The organism is Arthrobacter sp. 10T419 (genome assembly GCF_056394105.1).
Window position 1 is genome coordinate 399268 of sequence record NZ_JBFTHF010000002.1, and the last position, 16659, is coordinate 415926.

At 68.1% G+C, this 16659-nt stretch carries 17 protein-coding genes; 13 read left to right on the plus strand and 4 right to left on the minus strand.

Annotation, left to right across the window (positions count from 1 at the left end; all coding sequences use genetic code 11):
* The first annotated feature begins 77 nt into the window (after positions 1-77).
* The 4 genes from thrS (at position 78) to pdxS (ending at position 4473) form a co-directional block, all read left to right on the plus strand.
* Positions 78-2084, plus strand: a complete 2007-nt coding sequence (thrS, locus tag AC1DBD_RS05450; protein ID WP_441417677.1) for a threonine--tRNA ligase — start codon at positions 78-80, stop codon at positions 2082-2084.
* Positions 2085-2095: 11 nt separating this feature from the next.
* A complete protein-coding gene (locus AC1DBD_RS05455) occupies positions 2096-2755 on the plus strand; it encodes an HIT family protein (RefSeq protein ID WP_476892449.1) in 660 nt (219 codons plus the stop codon).
* Positions 2745-3383, plus strand: a complete 639-nt coding sequence (gene pgsA, locus AC1DBD_RS05460; RefSeq protein ID WP_441417679.1) for a phosphatidylinositol phosphate synthase — start codon at positions 2745-2747, stop codon at positions 3381-3383. The genes AC1DBD_RS05455 and pgsA overlap by 11 nt, the downstream gene beginning before the upstream one ends.
* A gap of 163 nt (positions 3384-3546) precedes the next feature.
* A complete protein-coding gene (gene pdxS, locus AC1DBD_RS05465; protein WP_441417680.1) occupies positions 3547-4473 on the plus strand; it encodes a pyridoxal 5'-phosphate synthase lyase subunit PdxS in 927 nt (308 codons plus the stop codon).
* 244 nt (positions 4474-4717) lie between these two features.
* Here pdxS and AC1DBD_RS05470 read toward each other — a convergent pair whose 3' ends face one another.
* Positions 4718-6730 (minus strand): M3 family metallopeptidase, encoded by a 2013-nt coding sequence (locus tag AC1DBD_RS05470; protein WP_476981597.1) that lies wholly within the window; start codon positions 6728-6730, stop codon positions 4718-4720.
* 81 nt (positions 6731-6811) lie between these two features.
* On the opposite strand from AC1DBD_RS05470, the gene AC1DBD_RS05475 reads away from it, so the two are divergent.
* The 3 genes from AC1DBD_RS05475 to AC1DBD_RS05485 are packed head-to-tail and all read left to right on the plus strand — an operon-like array spanning position 6812 to position 9437.
* Positions 6812-8086: a CapA family protein gene (locus AC1DBD_RS05475; RefSeq protein WP_476981598.1), complete on the plus strand. Its 1275-nt coding sequence runs from the start codon at positions 6812-6814 to the stop codon at positions 8084-8086.
* Positions 8087-8139: 53 nt separating this feature from the next.
* Positions 8140-8940, plus strand: coding sequence for an alpha/beta fold hydrolase (locus AC1DBD_RS05480; protein WP_476981654.1), 801 nt, complete (start codon positions 8140-8142; stop codon positions 8938-8940).
* Complete coding sequence (locus tag AC1DBD_RS05485) at positions 8937-9437, plus strand: P-loop nucleotide/nucleoside kinase family protein (protein WP_476908776.1); 501 nt, start codon at positions 8937-8939, stop codon at positions 9435-9437. Before AC1DBD_RS05480 ends, AC1DBD_RS05485 begins: the two co-directional genes overlap by 4 nt.
* 19 nt (positions 9438-9456) lie before the next feature.
* Here the strand turns inward: AC1DBD_RS05485 and AC1DBD_RS05490 are convergent, their stop codons facing one another.
* The 3 genes from AC1DBD_RS05490 to AC1DBD_RS05500 are packed head-to-tail and all read right to left on the minus strand — an operon-like array spanning position 9457 to position 12045.
* Positions 9457-9936, minus strand: coding sequence for a GNAT family N-acetyltransferase (locus tag AC1DBD_RS05490; RefSeq protein WP_476908777.1), 480 nt, complete (start codon positions 9934-9936; stop codon positions 9457-9459).
* 10 nt (positions 9937-9946) lie between these two features.
* On the minus strand, positions 9947-10744 hold the full coding sequence (locus tag AC1DBD_RS05495; protein ID WP_476908778.1) for a type 1 glutamine amidotransferase: 798 nt from the start codon (positions 10742-10744) through the stop codon (positions 9947-9949).
* Complete coding sequence (locus tag AC1DBD_RS05500) at positions 10741-12045, minus strand: Mur ligase family protein (RefSeq protein WP_441417686.1); 1305 nt, start codon at positions 12043-12045, stop codon at positions 10741-10743. Before AC1DBD_RS05500 ends, AC1DBD_RS05495 begins: the two co-directional genes overlap by 4 nt.
* 92 nt (positions 12046-12137) lie before the next feature.
* Here AC1DBD_RS05500 and pdxT point away from each other — a divergent pair, with 92 nt between their 5' ends.
* From pdxT to yajC, 6 genes are all read left to right on the plus strand, one after another.
* A complete protein-coding gene (pdxT, locus tag AC1DBD_RS05505) occupies positions 12138-12839 on the plus strand; it encodes a pyridoxal 5'-phosphate synthase glutaminase subunit PdxT (RefSeq protein WP_441417687.1) in 702 nt (233 codons plus the stop codon).
* Positions 12840-12842: 3 nt separating this feature from the next.
* The gene (locus AC1DBD_RS05510; protein WP_441417688.1) at positions 12843-13598 is read left to right on the plus strand and encodes a YebC/PmpR family DNA-binding transcriptional regulator; all 756 of its coding nucleotides are present in this window, start codon (positions 12843-12845) and stop codon (positions 13596-13598) included.
* Positions 13595-14173 carry a crossover junction endodeoxyribonuclease RuvC gene (gene ruvC / locus AC1DBD_RS05515; RefSeq protein ID WP_441417689.1) on the plus strand — a complete coding sequence of 193 codons (579 nt, stop codon included), beginning with the start codon at positions 13595-13597 and terminating at the stop codon, positions 14171-14173. Before AC1DBD_RS05510 ends, ruvC begins: the two co-directional genes overlap by 4 nt.
* 83 nt (positions 14174-14256) lie before the next feature.
* Positions 14257-14901: a Holliday junction branch migration protein RuvA gene (ruvA, locus tag AC1DBD_RS05520; protein ID WP_441417690.1), complete on the plus strand. Its 645-nt coding sequence runs from the start codon at positions 14257-14259 to the stop codon at positions 14899-14901.
* The gene (gene ruvB, locus AC1DBD_RS05525; protein WP_441417691.1) at positions 14894-16015 is read left to right on the plus strand and encodes a Holliday junction branch migration DNA helicase RuvB; all 1122 of its coding nucleotides are present in this window, start codon (positions 14894-14896) and stop codon (positions 16013-16015) included. The genes ruvA and ruvB overlap by 8 nt, the downstream gene beginning before the upstream one ends.
* 213 nt (positions 16016-16228) lie before the next feature.
* Positions 16229-16648 carry a preprotein translocase subunit YajC gene (yajC, locus tag AC1DBD_RS05530; RefSeq protein ID WP_476981599.1) on the plus strand — a complete coding sequence of 140 codons (420 nt, stop codon included), beginning with the start codon at positions 16229-16231 and terminating at the stop codon, positions 16646-16648.
* Positions 16649-16659: the final 11 nt, after the last annotated feature.

Consider the following 16659-nt stretch of genomic DNA (forward strand, 5'->3'; position numbering starts at 1 on the left):
CGATAGCATGGACGAGGCTGGCTGTGGTCCCCGTACGCCACAAGCTACGAAGCCTTAACTTTGAATAGGAGACACCCGTGTCAGATGCCCAGCAGATCACCCTTATCGTCGACGGCGAAGAGACCAAGGTGACTACCGGGACCACCGGCGCGGAACTCTTTTTTGAGCGCCGCGACGTCGTTGTGGCCCGCGTCAACGGCGAGCTGAAAGACCTGGACCAGCCGCTGCCCGAGGGTGCAGCGATTGAAGGCGTCACCATCGATTCCCCGGACGGCCTCAACGTCCTGCGCCACTCCACCGCCCACGTCATGGCCCAGGCCGTGCAGCAGTTGCGCCCCGACGCCAAGCTCGGCATCGGCCCGTACATCACCGACGGCTTCTACTTCGATTTCGACGTCGAGGAGCCGTTCACCCCGGAAGACCTGCGCCAGCTGGAAAAGATGATGCAAAAGATCATCAACCAGAACCAGAAGTTCGTCCGCCGCGTCGTCTCCGAGGACGAGGCCCGCGAAGCCATGAAGGACGAGCCCTACAAGCTGGAACTGATCGGCCTCAAGGGCGCCGGCTCGGACGCCGACGGCTCCAGCGTGGAGGTTGGCGGCGGCGAGCTGAGCATCTACGACAACGTGGAGCGCAAGGAAGGCACCACCGTCTGGTGCGACCTGTGCCGCGGCCCGCACCTGCCCAACACCAAGCTGATCTCCAACGCCTTCGCCTTGACCCGCTCGTCGGCCGCCTACTGGCGCGGCAGCGAGAAGAACAAGCAGCTGCAGCGCATCTACGGCACCGCCTGGCCCACCAAGGAAGCCCTCAAGGCCTACCAGGAGCGGATCGCCGAGGCCGAGCGCCGCGACCACCGCAAGCTCGGCGCCGAACTGGACCTGTTCTCCTTCCCGGACGAGCTGGGCTCCGGCCTGCCGGTGTTCCACCCCAAGGGCGGCATCATCCGCAAGGCTATGGAGGACTACTCCCGCCAGCGCCACGTCGACGCGGGCTACGAGTTCGTCTACACCCCGCACATCACCAAGGGCCACCTCTACGAGGTCTCCGGACACCTGGACTGGTACCGCGAGGGCATGTTCCCCCCGATGCACATCGACGCGGAACTGAACGAGGACGGCACCGTGCGCAAGCCCGGCCAGGACTACTACCTGAAGCCGATGAACTGCCCGATGCACAACCTCATCTTCCGCTCCCGCGGACGCTCCTACCGCGAACTTCCGCTCCGGCTCTTCGAATTCGGCTCGGTGTACCGCTACGAGAAGTCCGGCGTCGTGCACGGCCTCACCCGCGTCCGGGGCATGACCCAGGACGACGCCCACATCTACTGCACCCGCGAGCAGATGAAGGACGAGCTCACCAAGACGCTCAACTTCGTCCTCGGCCTGCTCAAGGACTACGGCCTGGAGGACTTCTACCTGGAACTCTCCACCAAGGACCCGGAGAAGTCCGTGGGTTCGGACGAGGTCTGGGAGGAAGCCACCCAGACCCTCGCCGAGGTGGCGCAGGAGTCCGGACTGGAACTGGTCCCTGATCCGGGCGGAGCCGCCTTCTACGGCCCGAAGATCTCGGTGCAGGCCCGCGACGCCATCGGCCGGACCTGGCAGATGTCCACCATCCAGCTGGACTTCAACCTGCCGGAGCGTTTCGAACTCGAGTTCCAGGCCGCGGACGGCACCCGCCAGCGCCCGGTCATGATCCACCGCGCCCTTTTCGGCTCGATTGAACGCTTCATGGGCGTCCTGACCGAGCACTACGCCGGCGCCTTCCCGGCCTGGCTGGCCCCGGTGCAGGTGGTCGGCATCCCCGTGGCCGAGGCGTTCAACGACTACATGTTCGACGTCGTCGACCAGCTCAAGGCCGCCGGGATCCGCGCCGAGGTGGACATCTCCTCGGACCGTTTCCCGAAGAAGATCCGCACCGCCAGCAAGGACAAGATCCCGTTCGTGCTGATCGCCGGCGGGGACGACGCCGAGGCCGGCGCCGTGTCCTTCCGCTTCCGCGACGGCAGCCAGGACAACGGCGTGCCCGTTGCCGAGGCCGTCCGGCGGATCGTCGACGCCGTCCGCAACCGGACCAGCTAGGGGAGCAGCACGTGCAGGAGACCACAGGCGCTGTCCCGGGCTACCCGGGTGACGACGGCGTAACCGACGACTTTGGCCTGGCCGGGGTGCCGGACGCCTTCCAGCGCCTGTGGACTCCGCACCGCATGGCGTACATCAAGGGCGGCCAGCACCAGTTCAAGAACCCGGATGACTGCCCCTTCTGCGTCGCTCCCGAGCGCGAGGACGACGACTCCCTCATCGTGTTCCGCGGCCGGTCCTGCTACGTCGTGCTCAACCTCTTCCCCTATAACCCGGGCCACCTCCTGGTCTGCCCCTACCGGCATATCCCCGATTACACGGACCTGACTGTCGAGGAGACCGCGGAGTTCGCCGAGCTGACCCAGACGGCGATGCGGGTGCTGCGCAAGGTCGCGAACCCCACCGGCTTCAACTTAGGGATGAACCAGGGCGTGACCGGCGGGGCCGGCATCGCGGGCCACCTGCACCAGCATGTGGTGCCGCGCTGGGGCGGGGACGGCAATTTCTTCCCGATCATCGCGCAGACCAAGGCGATCACCCAAACCCTGGGCGAGGTCCGACAGCAGGTCGCCGAGGCCTGGCCCCAGGCCAATGACCAGGCCAATGACGAGGGCAGCGACCAGGCCGGCCCTACGGGGCAGCGGCCCTCCGGGACGTCGGATGCTGAATAAGCACGCCCGCGGTTTCTTCACCGCGCTGTTCTCGCCGCTGGCCCGCTGGCTGCTGCGGGTGGGTGTCTCGCCCGACGCCGTCACGATCATCGGCACCGCCGGCGTCGTCGTCGGAGCGCTCGTGTTCTATCCGCTGGGCCAGCTCTGGTGGGGAACGCTGTTCATCACGGCGTTTATTTTCTCCGATGTCATCGACGGCATCATGGCCCGGATGCAGGAACGCGGCGGACGCTGGGGCAACTTCCTGGACTCCACCCTGGACCGGGTCGCCGACGGCGCCCTCTTCGCCGGCGTCGCCATCTGGTTTTTCACCGGCGGCGCCGATATCCCCATCGCCATCGCCGCCGTCGTCTGCCTCGTACTGGGCATGGTGGTGTCCTACGCGCGGGCCAAGGCCGAGGCGCTCGGCTACCACGCGAACGTGGGCATCGCGGAGCGGGCCGAACGGCTGGTGTCGGTCCTGGTGGTCACCGGCTTCACCGGGATAGGCCTCCCCACCGTGGTCCTGTTTGCCACCCTCTGCCTGCTCGCCCTGGCCAGTTTCGTGACGGTCGTGCAGCGCATCGCCTCCGTGCACCGCCAGTCGCTGGAGGAAAATACGGGAAGCGCCACGGAACAGGCCGCCTGAGCCCGTAATCGGAATTCAACCCCGCCGCGGCGGGGGACTAGTATTAGGCTTACCGGCCAATGGTTCCCGGTAATCCGGTGTGTGCGAGCCGGTGTATGCGAGATTGTCATCTGCGTGCCGTCCGCGCCCCGGCGAGGTCATCTATCTACCCATAGGGGTTTTTGTGTCTACACCTGATGTAAGCAGCGAAGCCGGCGCGTCCGCCAAGAACGTTACGGGCAGCAGCCGCGTCAAGCGCGGCATGGCGGAGATGCTCAAGGGCGGCGTCATCATGGACGTCGTCAACGTCGAGCAGGCCCGCATCGCCGAGGACGCCGGTGCCGTGGCCGTGATGGCGCTGGAACGCGTTCCCGCCGACATCCGCGCGCAGGGCGGCGTGTCCCGGATGAGCGATCCGGACATGATCGACAAGATCATCGACGCCGTCTCCGTGCCGGTTATGGCGAAGGCCCGGATCGGCCACTTCGTCGAAGCCCAGGTCCTGCAGTCGCTCGGCGTGGACTACATCGACGAGTCCGAGGTCCTGACCCCGGCCGACTACACCAACCACATCGACAAGTGGAACTTCACCGTTCCGTTCGTCTGTGGTGCCACGAACCTCGGCGAAGCGCTGCGCCGCATCAACGAGGGCGCGGCCATGATCCGTTCCAAGGGCGAGGCCGGCACCGGAGATGTCTCCAACGCCACCACCCACATGCGCCAGATCCGCGCCGAGATCCTCAAGCTCGCCGCCCTGCCCGAGGACGAGCTCTACGTCGCCGCCAAGGAGCTGCAGGCCCCGTACGACCTGGTCAAGGAAGTTGCCGCGACCGGCAAGCTTCCGGTGGTGCTGTTCACCGCCGGCGGCATCGCCACCCCGGCCGACGCCGCCATGATGATGCAGCTCGGCGCCGACGGCGTCTTCGTCGGCTCCGGCATCTTCAAGTCCGGCAACCCGGCCCAGCGCGCCGCCGCCGTCGTGAAGGCCACCACCTTCTTCGACGACCCGGACGTCATCGCCAAGGCCTCCCGCGGCCTGGGCGAGGCGATGGTCGGCATCAACGTCGACGAAATCCCCCAGCCGCACCGGCTCGCCGAGCGCGGCTGGTAGCGTTCGACTGCTTCTCCACAGACTCGGCGCCAAGGCGCCTCGTCCATGGAGCCTCTGCAGTCTCTCTTATTAAGCCAAGAGAGTTAGGCGCGTCTGTCGCCTGATTTTTGATCGACGACGGCGGCGGGGGCCCTTTTACGCGCGTTGCCGGATCACACCGCCCCGCGCCTTGCGCTTCTGATTGAACGACGGCGGCGGGTCACCTTTCTGAGGTGACCCGCCGCCGTCGTTTGTGTTCTGGGGGTCAGTCGAGGCCGCGGCGCTTGAGCAGCGGTTCGAGCCGGGCTTCCCGGCCCCGGAAGGAGCGGAAGGATTCCAGCGGGTCGCGGCTGTTGCCCCGGGAGAGCAGCTCGGCCCGGAAGAAGTCACCGTTCGCCCGGGTCAGGCCGCCGTTTTCCTTGAACCATTCGACCGTCTCGGCGTCGAGCACCTCGCTCCAGATGTAGGAGTAGTACCCCGCGGCGTACCAGCCGCCGGCAAAGATGTGCTGGAAGTAGCCGGTGCGGTAGCGCGGCGGGATCAGGCTGTGCGCGACGCCGGCGGCGGCCAGGGCCTTGGCCTCGAACTCCAGCGCGTCCTCGGGGATCTCGGTACCGTCGAGCACGTGCCAGGCGAGGTCCAGCAGCGCGGCGCCAAGGTACTCGGTGGTGCCGAAGCCCTCGCCCCAGAGGGCGGCTTCGTTGAGCTTGTCCACCGCTTCCTGCGGCAGCGGCTCGCCGGTGGCGTGGTGCCGGGCGTAGTTGGCGAGCACCTCCGGCCACATGATCCACATTTCATTGACCTGCGAGGGGTACTCGACGAAGTCACGCGGCACCGAGGCGCCGGCGAACCTCGGGTAGGTGACCGAGGAGAACAGCCCATGCAGGGCGTGGCCGAACTCGTGGAAGGTGGTCCGCAGCTCGTCCAGGGTCAGCAGAGTCGGCTCGCCGGCCGGCGGCTTGGAAATGTTGAGGTTGTTGATCACCACGGGCCGGGTGTTCAGCAGTCCGGATTGCTCCACGAGGGAGTTCATCCAGGCCCCGCCGCGCTTCGAATCCCGGGTGTAATAGTCGCCCAGGAACAGGCCGAGGTCGGTGCCGTCGGAGTTCTTTACCTCCCAGACCCGGACATCGGGGTGATAGCCCTCAAGGTCGGTGCGTTCGTGGAAGGTGATGCCGTACAGGGCGGTGGCGGCGAAGAAAACTCCATCCCGGAGCACCCGGTCCAGCTCGAAGTACGGCCGCAGGGCCTGCTCGTCCACCGAGTACCGTTCACGCTTCACCTGCGCCGAGTAGTAGGCCCAGTCCCAGGCCTCAAGGGGGTGGCCGGCGACCTCCGCCAGCGCCTCCGCCTCGGCGTCGGCGTTCCGGACGGCGGCCGGGGCGAGCCGGTTCATCATGGCCTGCACGGCCTCGAAATCGGGGGCGGTCTGCTGGTCCACACTGAGCTCGGCAAAGTTGGCGAAGCCAAGGAGGCCGGCCTTCTCCGCGCGGAGCCGGACCATGTCCTTGACCAGGTCCAGCACATCGAGGTCGCCACCACCGCTGCCACGGCCAACCGACGCCTCGAAAAGCCGGCGCCGCACCTCCCGGTTCTCCAGGGCGGCCAGCGCGGGCTGGTTGCTGGGCTGGATCAGGGTGAGCAGGAATTTCCCCTCGTGCCCCGCGGTGCGCGCGGCTTCGGCGGCGCTGGCGACGTCGTCCGCCGGGAGACCGGCGAGCTCGGCGGCGTCGTCCAGCAGCAACGAGGCGGACTTCATGCCCTCCTTGACCCGTTGGCCGAACTCGGTCCCGAGGGTGGACAGCTCGGCGTTGATGGCCTTGAGCCGTTCCTGGCCGGCCGCGTCGAGCTGGATGCCGGTCTGGCGGAACTCTTTGAGGTATTCCTCCACGAGCCGGTTTGATTCCGCGTCCAGCCGGTCGGTGTTGATGGCGGCGAAGCGCTCGAACAGCCCCCGGTTCAGGTACACCGCGTCCTGGTGGGCCGAGAAGCTGGGGGAGAGGCGGGTCTCGAGCTCCCGGATGGCCTCCGAGGCGTCCGCGGACACCAGCGTGAAGAACGACGCCGCGGCACGCTGCAGCAGCTGTCCGGAGCGTTCCATCGCCAGCGCCGTGTTCTCGAAGGTCGCAGGCTCCGGGTCCGCCACGATGGCCTGGATCTCGGCCAAGTGTTCGGCGAGGCCGGCCTCGACGGCCTCGGAGTAGTGCTGGACCTCGATGTCCGCGAATGGCGGCAGTCCGTAGGGCAGGGTGCTGGGGCTCAGGAGGGGATTGGTCATGAAATAACTCTTTCATGCACAGCGCCGGTTCTCAATGGACCGCTAGGCGTGTTGTGACCCGGGCCACCGTACGATGACAAAATGCGAATCATCACCCCCACGCTGCGCGGACGGCTGCTGGCCGGGTCCGCCGCGGCTCTCCTGGCGGTCTCCCTGGCGTCCTGCGGCCTCGTCGCCCGCCCGGACTCCAGCGCGGGACCGTCCTCGGCGGCTGCCGCCAGTACTGCCGGGACCACTGCCTCTGGAACCCCGGGATCCACGCCGGACGCGACGCCGACACCCACCCCGACGCCGACGCCGGGGAAGGGGCCGGCCTGCGCCGCCATCCGCTGCACCACTGTCCTGGTCACCGGGGACATGCTGGTCCACGCCCAGCTCTGGGAGCAGGCCCGTGCCGACGCCCTCGCTACCGGTGCCAAGGGCCTGGACTTCGAACCGCTGCTGGCGGGCCAGCGCAAGTACATCGAAAAGAGCGACCTCGCGGTCTGCCATCAGGAAACGCCGGTCTCCGGACCCACCGGGCCGTTCTCCGCCTACCCGTCGTTCAACGTGCCGCCGCAGATCATCACCGCCGCCCAGCAGGTGGGCTACCAGGCGTGCACCACCGCCAGCAACCACACCATCGACCAGGGCACCGCGGGCCTGGTCCGCACCCTCGACGCCCTCGACGCGGCCGGACTGCAGCACACCGGCTCCTACCGCAGCCAAGCCGACTCCCGCGGCGTGATGATCCTGAATACCGCCGCCGCCACGGTGGCCGTGATCGAGGGCGCCTACGGTTTGAACGGGCAGACCCCGGAGCACGCCTGGCAGGTGGACATGCTCGATCCCGCCGCGATGATCGCCAAGGCCCGCAAGGCGAGGGCACTCGGGGCGGACATCGTGCTGGGCGTCATGCATGCCGGGGACGAGTACGCCAACGTGCCGAACGAGCAGCAGCGCACCGTGGCCCACGCGCTGGTGGACAGCGGCCAGTTCACCATGATCTACGGCCACCACACCCACTCGGTGCTCCCGATTGAGCGCTACAAGGGGACCTGGATCGTGTACGGGCTGGGCAACGGCGTCACCGAACTCTCGCCCTGGTACGTGGTGAACAACGAGGGGCTGCTGGTGCGGGCGCAGTTCAGCCAGGACGCCGCGGGCAAGTGGTCCGCCTCGGACCTGGCCTGGGCGCCCTCGGTCATTGTGCGCGGGCCTTACCGCTGGTGTTCGGTCGCCTCCGACGCCCCGCAGGGTCCCTGCGCCGGTGCCGCCGCGGACGCGGCCACCCGGCTCCGGACCCGAACCGTGGTGGAATCGATGGGCGCTGCCGCGGCAGGCGCCCATGAACTGCTGATCACGAAGGAGCGGTAGCCCTGGACACACTGAGCGAACGACGGCGGACTGTCGGCGCGCACGGTGCCGAGCTGGCCGTCGTCGAATACGGCCGGCAGCCGGGTCCGGACGTTCCGACGTTGCTGCTGGTGCACGGGTATCCCGATGACCACCGGGTGTTCCTGCCCGTCATCCGGGAGCTTGCCGCAACGCACCACGTGGTCGCGTACGACACCCGCAATGCGGGCGCCTCCGTCGTCGTCGGGAGCCCCGGCGACTTCAGCCTGGCCACGCTGGTGGACGATCTTTTTGCCGTGCTCGACGCCGTCGGAGCCGCCGGGGTGCATCTGGTTGGCCACGACTGGGGGTCGATCCAGGGCTGGGCAGCGGTGCAGGATCCGCGTGCCGCCGGTGTGATCCGCCGCTACACGAGCATCTCCGGCCCGGACCTGCGCCACTTCTCGCGCTGGGTGCGCTCACGGCTCCGGGACCCCCGGTCCTGGCGGCAAGCGGCCGGGCAGTTGCTGCGCAGCTGGTACATCGCGGCGTTCCTGGTCCCGGTGCTGCCGGAGGCTGCCTGGCGGCTGTTCCTGACCGGGCGCTACGAGCGGGGCGCCAAGCGCAGCGTCGGCAACGACCCGGTCCGCGGGCTGGCCCTGTACCGCAGCATCTTCCGGTCCGCCCGGAACTGGCCTGCACCCGCGCGGGTGGCGATGCCGGTGCAGGTGGTGGTCCCGTTGCGGGACCCCTTCCTGTCCCCGTACCTGGTGGAGGGGCTTGAGGCGTGGGTGGATGACCTGCGCGTGGTGAGGGTGGACAGCGGCCACTGGTGGCCGGCTACCCGGCCGGCCGAGCTCGCGGCGCTGCTCAGGAACAGCGGAGCCGGAGGATGACGACGACGGCGGCGCCCGCGGTCCATTTGCTCTGCGGGCTCAACGGTGCGGGCAAAACGACGCTGGCCCGGGAACTTGAGGCAACCTTGCCGGCCGTGCGGTTCAGCCTCGACGACTGGATGCTGCGGCTGTATCCGGGCTTGCACTACGCGGCCGAGGAGTACGGCGGCCGCGCAGAGAGCTGCAAACTGCTCATCTGGGACACGGCTGCGCAGGTCCTGCGCGCCGGGACGGATGTGGTCCTCGACTGGAACCAGTGGAGCCGCGCCCGGCGGGCGCTGTGGCATGGGAAGGCGACCGCGGCCGGGTTCGACGTCGTGCTGCATTATCTCCAGACGCCCTTGGACACCGCCCTTGAGCGTGTCCGCCGGCGGACCCTGGCGGAAGAACCGGGTTCCCATGCGTTGGAGGACTCCGGGGTCCGGCACCTGGCGGCAATCTTCGAGGAGCCGGGGGAGTCGGAGGGGCTGGAGATCCTCCGGGTGGCGGGCAACTGACCGCGGCGTCCGGCGCTTCTCAGTTCGTCAGCGAACCCGACAGGTTGCAGGCCATAAAGACGCTGTTGGGGTCGGGCAGGTAATCGGCGAACGGCTGGCAAAGGACAAATCCGTGCCGTTCATAGAGCCGCCGTGCCGGTGCGAAGAAGTCCTCCGACCCTGTTTCCAGGCACACCCGGCCGTAGCCGCGGTTCCGTGCCTCGTCGAGGATCCGGGCCAGGAGGAGTGCGGCGATGCCACGGCCGCGGGCGTGGAGCGCTGTCCGCATCGACTTGATCTCGCCCTCGCCCGCGCCGACGTCCTTCAGCGCTCCGCAGCCAAGCAGCGCGCCGCCGCCGTCGCGCGCGGTCCAGAAGGCGATCTCCGGACCGGCCAGCGCGTCCGGGTCCAGGGCGTGCACGCTCTCGGCCGGTGAGGTCGCATACATGTCCGCGAGGTGTTCTTCCAGGAGGCGCCGGACGTCCGGGCGCGCCGGGTTGTCGCGGGCAACCTTGATCATGCGGCGCGCGTCAGCGGGGCCGGCGGGCCGCGTGATCGCGGGCCAGGACGGCGTACGAGTCATCCGGGGTGCCCGGTGAGAAGCTGCCGTACTTGCGCTCGACGGCGGTTTTGATCAGGAAGTCTGCCAGCGCGGGGTTCTTGGGCAGCAGCGAGCCGTGCAGGTAGCTGGCGACGATGTTGCGGTAGCGGGCGCCTTCCTGGCCGTCGCTGCTGTTGTTGCCGGTGCCCTTGGCCGTGGTTCCCAGCGGCGCGACGCCCGGGCCCAGCGTGGTCTGGCCGCTGTGGTTTTCGTAGCCCAGCACGGTGCCGAATTCGGGGGAGGCCACCGAGACGTTGCCGATCAGCCGTTCGTCCGTGCCGTGCGTCTCGACGTCCAGGATGCCGATGCCCGGGATGACGGAGCCGGTCCTGGTCTTGAAGAACTTCCCGAACAGCTGGTACAGCCCGCAGATCACCAGCATCGGCGTGCCGGCCTCGGCGAGTTCCTTCAGGACGGTCTCGCGGGAGAGCAGGTCATCCTGGATCACCAGCTGGCCGCTGTCCTGGCCGCCGCCGCCCACGATCAGGTCGACGCCTGCGGGGAACTCGTCCCCGACGTTGTACTCGAGCAGTTCCGGGGTGTACCCGTGCCAGCGCAGGCGTTGGGCCAGGACCAGGGCGTTGCCCCAGTCGCCGTAGATGTTCATGTCCCGTGGATAGAGCTGCAGCACGCGGATGCTGCCCTTGCTGGGGGCCGGGGTGTCCTCGGGGGGCAGTTCGTGCCCGAAGGAGAGCCCGTTCGGGGTTTCGGGGGACGCAGGGGTCATGAGACCACCTCCACTGTGGTGATTTTGGACAGCTCGCGGCGGATGGCCAGCATGGCCGTGTAGGTGCAGAAAATCCGCTTCGGCTTGTCCTTGGAGCCGCGGATGAAGGCGGCAAGGGCGGCGGCGATGTCCGTGTCGACGGCGCCGATCGCCACGTCGTCGTATTGCAGCCGGAGCGCCATGTCGTAGGCGCGCGAGCCGGAGAGCTGGTCCACGCCGCCGTCGCGCAGGGTGTCGAATTCGACGTCCCACAGCCAGGACATGTCCCGGCCGTCCGCGTAGTTGTCATTGATGGCGATCATCGTGGCGTAGCCGGCGGCCGGGAAGGACTTCAGGCCGAGGCGGAAGCCGCTGGGGTTCTTGACCAGGACCAGTTCCAGCGGCAGTCCGTCGACGACGAGGCTTTCGCCGCGTCCGAAGGCAGGGGCAACGTTGGAAAGCGCCGTCAGCAGGCCGGCGTGGTCGGTGCCCGTGCCGCGGGCGCCAGTGATGGCCCGCGCCAGGGTCAGGGCAGCCGCAGCGTTGAAGATGTTGTAGACGCCGCGGAGCTTCATCCCGGTGCTGACCGTCGCGCCGTCGTACTCGAAGTCGGCGTCGTCCGCGCCCACCCGGCGGAGGACGACGTCGGCACCCGGCTTGGCGGGGGCCGGAGGCACCGGGCTGCCCGGCGTGGCACGCATTTCGTCGTCGTTGGGGAACGTGCTGAGCAGCGAATCATCGAGGCCGAAGTAGCGGACCTCGGGACCGCCGGCCGCCGGGCCGTTGAGCGTGTCGGCGATGCGGGCCACGCGTGGGTCCTCGCGGTTCAGGACGACGGTCCCTGAGGTCTTGGCGGCGATGTGCTGCAGCAGCTCGGCAGTCTTGTCGATCTCGCCGAAGCGGTCCAGCTGGTCGCGCAGGACATTCAGCAGCAGGCAGTAGCGCGGCGGGACCTTGTTGACGAAGTGCACGGCGTGGGCCTCGTCGAGTTCCAGGACGGCGACGTCGGCGTCGAGCCGGCCGCGCCAGTCCACCTCGCCGAGCAGCGCCGCGGCCACGCCCCGGGTGAAGTTGCTGCCGGTGCGGTTGGTGAAGACCTTCAGGCCCTGGCTCTCCAGCAGTTCCACGACCATCTTGGTGGTGGTGGTCTTGCCGTTCGTGCCGCTGACGACGGCGACGCCCAGCGGCAGCGTGGAGAGCGTCCGTTGCATGAAGCCGGGGTCGATTTTTTCGACCACCAGGCCGGGGAGGGCTGAGCCTCCGCCCCGGAGCCGGGAGACCCGGCGGACGAGCTTGCCGAGCGGAACGCTGAAGTAGAGCATGCTTTGTAATATATCCCAGCGGCGGCATGGAACCCGGTCCGGGGGCGCGCTCCGGTGCGGCCCCGGGGAGCGCGGCGCATTATGCTGGCACCATGACCACCCCCCTTTCTTTGCCTGGTTCCGGCGCGGGATCAGGCCTCCGGATCGGCGTCCTGGCGCTCCAGGGCGACTTCCGTGAACACCTGCACGCCGTGGAGGCAGCCGGCGCCACGGGCATCGGCGTCCGCCGCCCCGCCGAGCTGGACGGCCTTGACGGCCTCATCATTCCCGGCGGGGAATCGACGACCATCGACAAGCTCGCCCGGATGTTCGAACTGCGGGATCCGCTGCGCGAACGCATTCAGGCCGGCCTGCCGGTCTATGGTTCCTGCGCCGGCATGATCCTGCTGGCGGCGGACATCGCAGACCCGGCCCTGGACCTTTCCGGCAACCCCCAGCAGACCTTCGGCGGCCTGGACATCTCGGTCCGCCGCAACGCCTTCGGCCGGCAGCGGGAATCGTTCGAGACCGACCTTGAGTTCAAGGGGCTGGAGTTCAGCGCCGATGAATCCGGCGTGGCCCCGGTGCACGCCGTGTTCATCCGCGGACCCTGGGTGGAGCGCGTCGGCGCGGGCGTTGAGGTCCTGGCCCAGGTGGAACCGTCCAAGGCCGGCCACCCGGAATCCCTCGACGGGACGGCTAGAATTGTTGCAGTGCGTTCCGGCAAGCTGCTGGCCACCTCCTTCCACCCGGAAGTCACGGGGGAGAAGCGCGTGCACGAATTGTTTATTCGAATGATCAGAGGAGAAGCGTAAAGCATGTCAGGCCACTCCAAATGGGCGACGACCAAGCACAAGAAGGCCATCCTGGACAGCCGCCGGGCCAAGTCGTTCGCCAAGCTGATCAAGAACATCGAAGTTGCCGCGCGCATGGGCGGACCCGACCTCGCCGGCAACCCGAGCCTGGAACTCGCCGTCACCAAGGCCAAGAAGACCTCGGTCCCCGCTGACAACATCGACCGCGCCATCAAGCGCGGCGCCGGCCTCACCGGCGAGGTCGTGGACTACACCGAAATCATGTACGAATGCCGCGGACCGCAGGGTTCGGCCCTGCTGATCGAGTGCCTTACGGACAACAAGAACCGCGCAGCCTCCGAGGTCCGGCTCGCCATCTCCCGCAACGGCGGCACGATCGCCGATCCCGGTTCGGTCAGCTACCTGTTCTCCCGCAAGGGCGTCGTCTCGCTGCCCAAGAACGGCCTGAGCGAGGACGACGTGCTGATGGCCGTCCTCGACGCCGGCGCCGAGGAAGTCAAGGACAACGGCGACAGCTTCGAGATCCACTCCGAACCGACTGACCTGCAGGCCATCCGCGATGCGCTCAAGGAAGCCGGAATCGACTACGACACCGATGAGGCCGAGTTCGTGCCCTCCATGCAGGTGCCGCTGGACCTCGACGCCGCCAAGAAGTTCATGAAGCTCGTGGATGCCCTGGAAGAGCTCGACGACGTGCAGAACGTCTACAGCAACGCAGACCTCAGCGACGAAGTGCAGGCCGCACTGGAAGCCGAGTGACCCTTCGCGTCCTCGGCGTCGATCCGGGCCTCACCCGCTGCGGCATCGGCGTCGTGGACGTCGAGAAAAACCGCCGCGCCACGATGGTGGCGTTCGGCGTCGTCGGCACCTCCCCGGAGGAGAGCCTGGACCAGCGGCTGCTTGTCATCGCCACCTCGATCGACGACTGGCTGGACAAGTATGAGCCGCAGGTCCTCGCCGTCGAACGTGTCTTCTCCCAGCTCAACGTCAGCACGGTCATGGGTGTGGCACAGGCCTCCGGCGTCGTGATCGCGGCCGCCGCGCGCCGCGGCATCCCGGTGGCGTTGCATACGCCCTCGGAGGTCAAGGCCGCCGTGACCGGCAGTGGAACGTCCAACAAGGACGCTGTCACCAAGCTCGTCACCAAGATCCTGCGGCTGGATGCCCCGCCGCGGCCAGCCGATGCCGCCGATGCGCTGGCACTGGCCATCACACACGCGTGGCGGGCCGGCAGTGGTGCCGCGGTGGCCACCACAGGGCCGGGAAGCCAGTCCCTTACCCCGGCCCAGCGCGCCTGGGCCAACGCGGAGGCCAAGGCGCGCCGCGCGCGCTGAATGTCCGGGGCGCTTGCTAGGGTATTCGTAGATATGTTCGGATAGCCGGCTGCCAACCCAGCCGTAGACCCAGGAGCCAGGCCTTGATCAGTTTTCTCCGCGGAACCGTAGCGCACGTTGGCCTGTCCTCGGCAGTGATCGACCTCAACGGCGCCGGCATGAGCGTCAACGCGACGCCGCAGACCCTCAGCAAGCTCCGCGTCGGGGACGAGGGCAGGCTCTTTACTTCCCTGATCGTGCGCGAAGACTCGCTGACCCTTTTCGGCTTCTCCAGCGACGACGAACGTGAGGTATTCGACGTGCTGCTCAGCGTCAGCGGCGTCGGCCCGCGCCTGGCCCTGGCCGTCCTGGCCGTCCATGAGCCCGAGGCGATCCGGGTCGCCGCGCATTCCGGTGACGGCAAGGCCTTCACCAAGGTTCCCGGAATCGGCCCCAAGGTCGCCGGCCGGATCGTGCTGGAACTGGCCGGCAAGCTGGTCCCGCACGGCACGCCCGGAGGCTCCGCTCCGGCCGTGTCCGCCGAAGCCGTGTGGAAGCCGCAGGTGGTTGCCGCGATGACGAGCCTGGGCTGGTCCGAGAAGGACGCCACCGCCAGCATCGACAAGTCGCTGGCCGATTCCCCGGAGCTCGCCGAGAAGGGCAACGTCGCGGAAATCCTCCGCGCCACGCTGCGCTGGCTGGGCCAGGACGGCGCCCGCGCCGGCAACAGGGTAGGCGCCCGTGGCTGAGCCGTCGCTCGTCGCCGGGGGCGAGGAACCCGAGGAGCGCGCGATCGAGGCCGCCCTCCGGCCCAAGAACCTGCACGACTTCGTGGGCCAGCACCGGGTCCGCAAACAACTCTCCCTCGTCCTGGAGGCCTCCCGGATGCGCGGCCGCAGCGCCGACCACGTGCTGCTGTCCGGGCCGCCCGGCCTGGGCAAGACCACGCTGTCCATGATCATCGCCGCCGAGATGAACGCCCCGCTGCGGATCAGCAGCGGTCCTGCCATCCAGCACGCCGGAGACCTGGCCGCCATCCTCTCCTCGCTGTCCGAGGGCGAAGTCCTCTTCCTCGACGAGATCCACCGGATGTCCCGCCCGGCCGAGGAGATGCTCTACATGGCCATGGAGGACTTCCGCGTCGACATCGTCGTCGGCAAGGGCGCCGGGGCCACCGCCATCCCGCTCGAGCTCCCGCCCTTCACCCTGGTCGGCGCCACCACCCGCGCCGGGCTGCTGCCGGGGCCGCTGCGGGACCGGTTCGGTTTCACCGGCCACCTCGAGTTCTACTCCGTCGAGGAGCTCGAACTGGTGCTGCGGCGCTCCGCCGGCCTGCTGGACCTGAAGGTGAATTCGGCCGGGTTCAGCGAGATCGCCGGCCGGTCCCGGGGCACGCCCCGAATTGCCAACCGCCTGCTCCGCCGCGTCCGGGACTGGGCCCTGGTGCACGGCGTGGATCAAATCGACGCCCGGACGGCGTCCGCTGCCCTCGACATGTACGAAGTGGACAAACGCGGCCTGGACCGCCTGGACCGTGCCGTCCTGGAGGCGCTGATCACCAAATTCGGCGGCGGACCGGTGGGCCTGTCCACCCTGGCGATCGCCGTCGGCGAGGAAACCGAAACGGTGGAAACCGTCGCCGAACCATATCTGGTCCGGGAGGGTCTGCTGGGCCGGACACCGCGCGGTCGGATTGCCCTGGCCCCGGCGTGGACCCACCTGGGTTTTGCGGTGCCCGCCGGCGCCTTCGGGCAGGACCCGCTGGACCTGTTCCAGGCCGGCACCCCCGATAGTGGACCGGCCGGCTTCGGCGTGGATGCCGAGGGCGAAGTCGATCCGGAATGGATCCGTAATAGTCAATAGCACTCGCTAGTGACCTTTTCCCTTTAGACTGGTATGACGCTCGGCACGTTCGGGCCATTGTTTCCGTGTGCGGCTACCGCTAGCCGCTGCCGGCCGGGCATGATTTTCTGCCAGGTCTACTGCCAGGGCCCACACCAGGCGGCCCCGGAACGGAACGGACGTTGCTGTGAAACCAGCTTGCAAGTACAGAACGGAACTTTCCCCTTGGATCCAATGACTATTCTCCTGTTCGTCATGCTCGGCGTGTTCGTCTTCATGATGTTCCGCCGCAACAAGAAGACGCAGCAGCAGCAGGCAGAGCTCCAGTCGAAGTTCGGCACCGGCGTTGACGTCATGACCAGCTTCGGGCTGTTCGGCCGCATCGTTGAGATCGACGAAGCCGAGAACAAGGTTGTTTTGGAGCTCTCCCCGGGCAACACCGCCACCGTGCACCGCCAGGCCGTCACCAAGATCGTTGAGCCGGTTGTTGCCGCCGAGGAACCGACGGTTGTTCCCGACGATGCCTCCTCGCTGACCCTCGGGAAGACCGATGCCACCATCGACGGCGCCGCCACCGCCGGTGAGGCGCCCCGCCACGAAACGCCGGACGAAACCCTGCGCCGCCTGAACGACGAAGGCAAGAAAGACAGCTAGTCTGCCTCCTG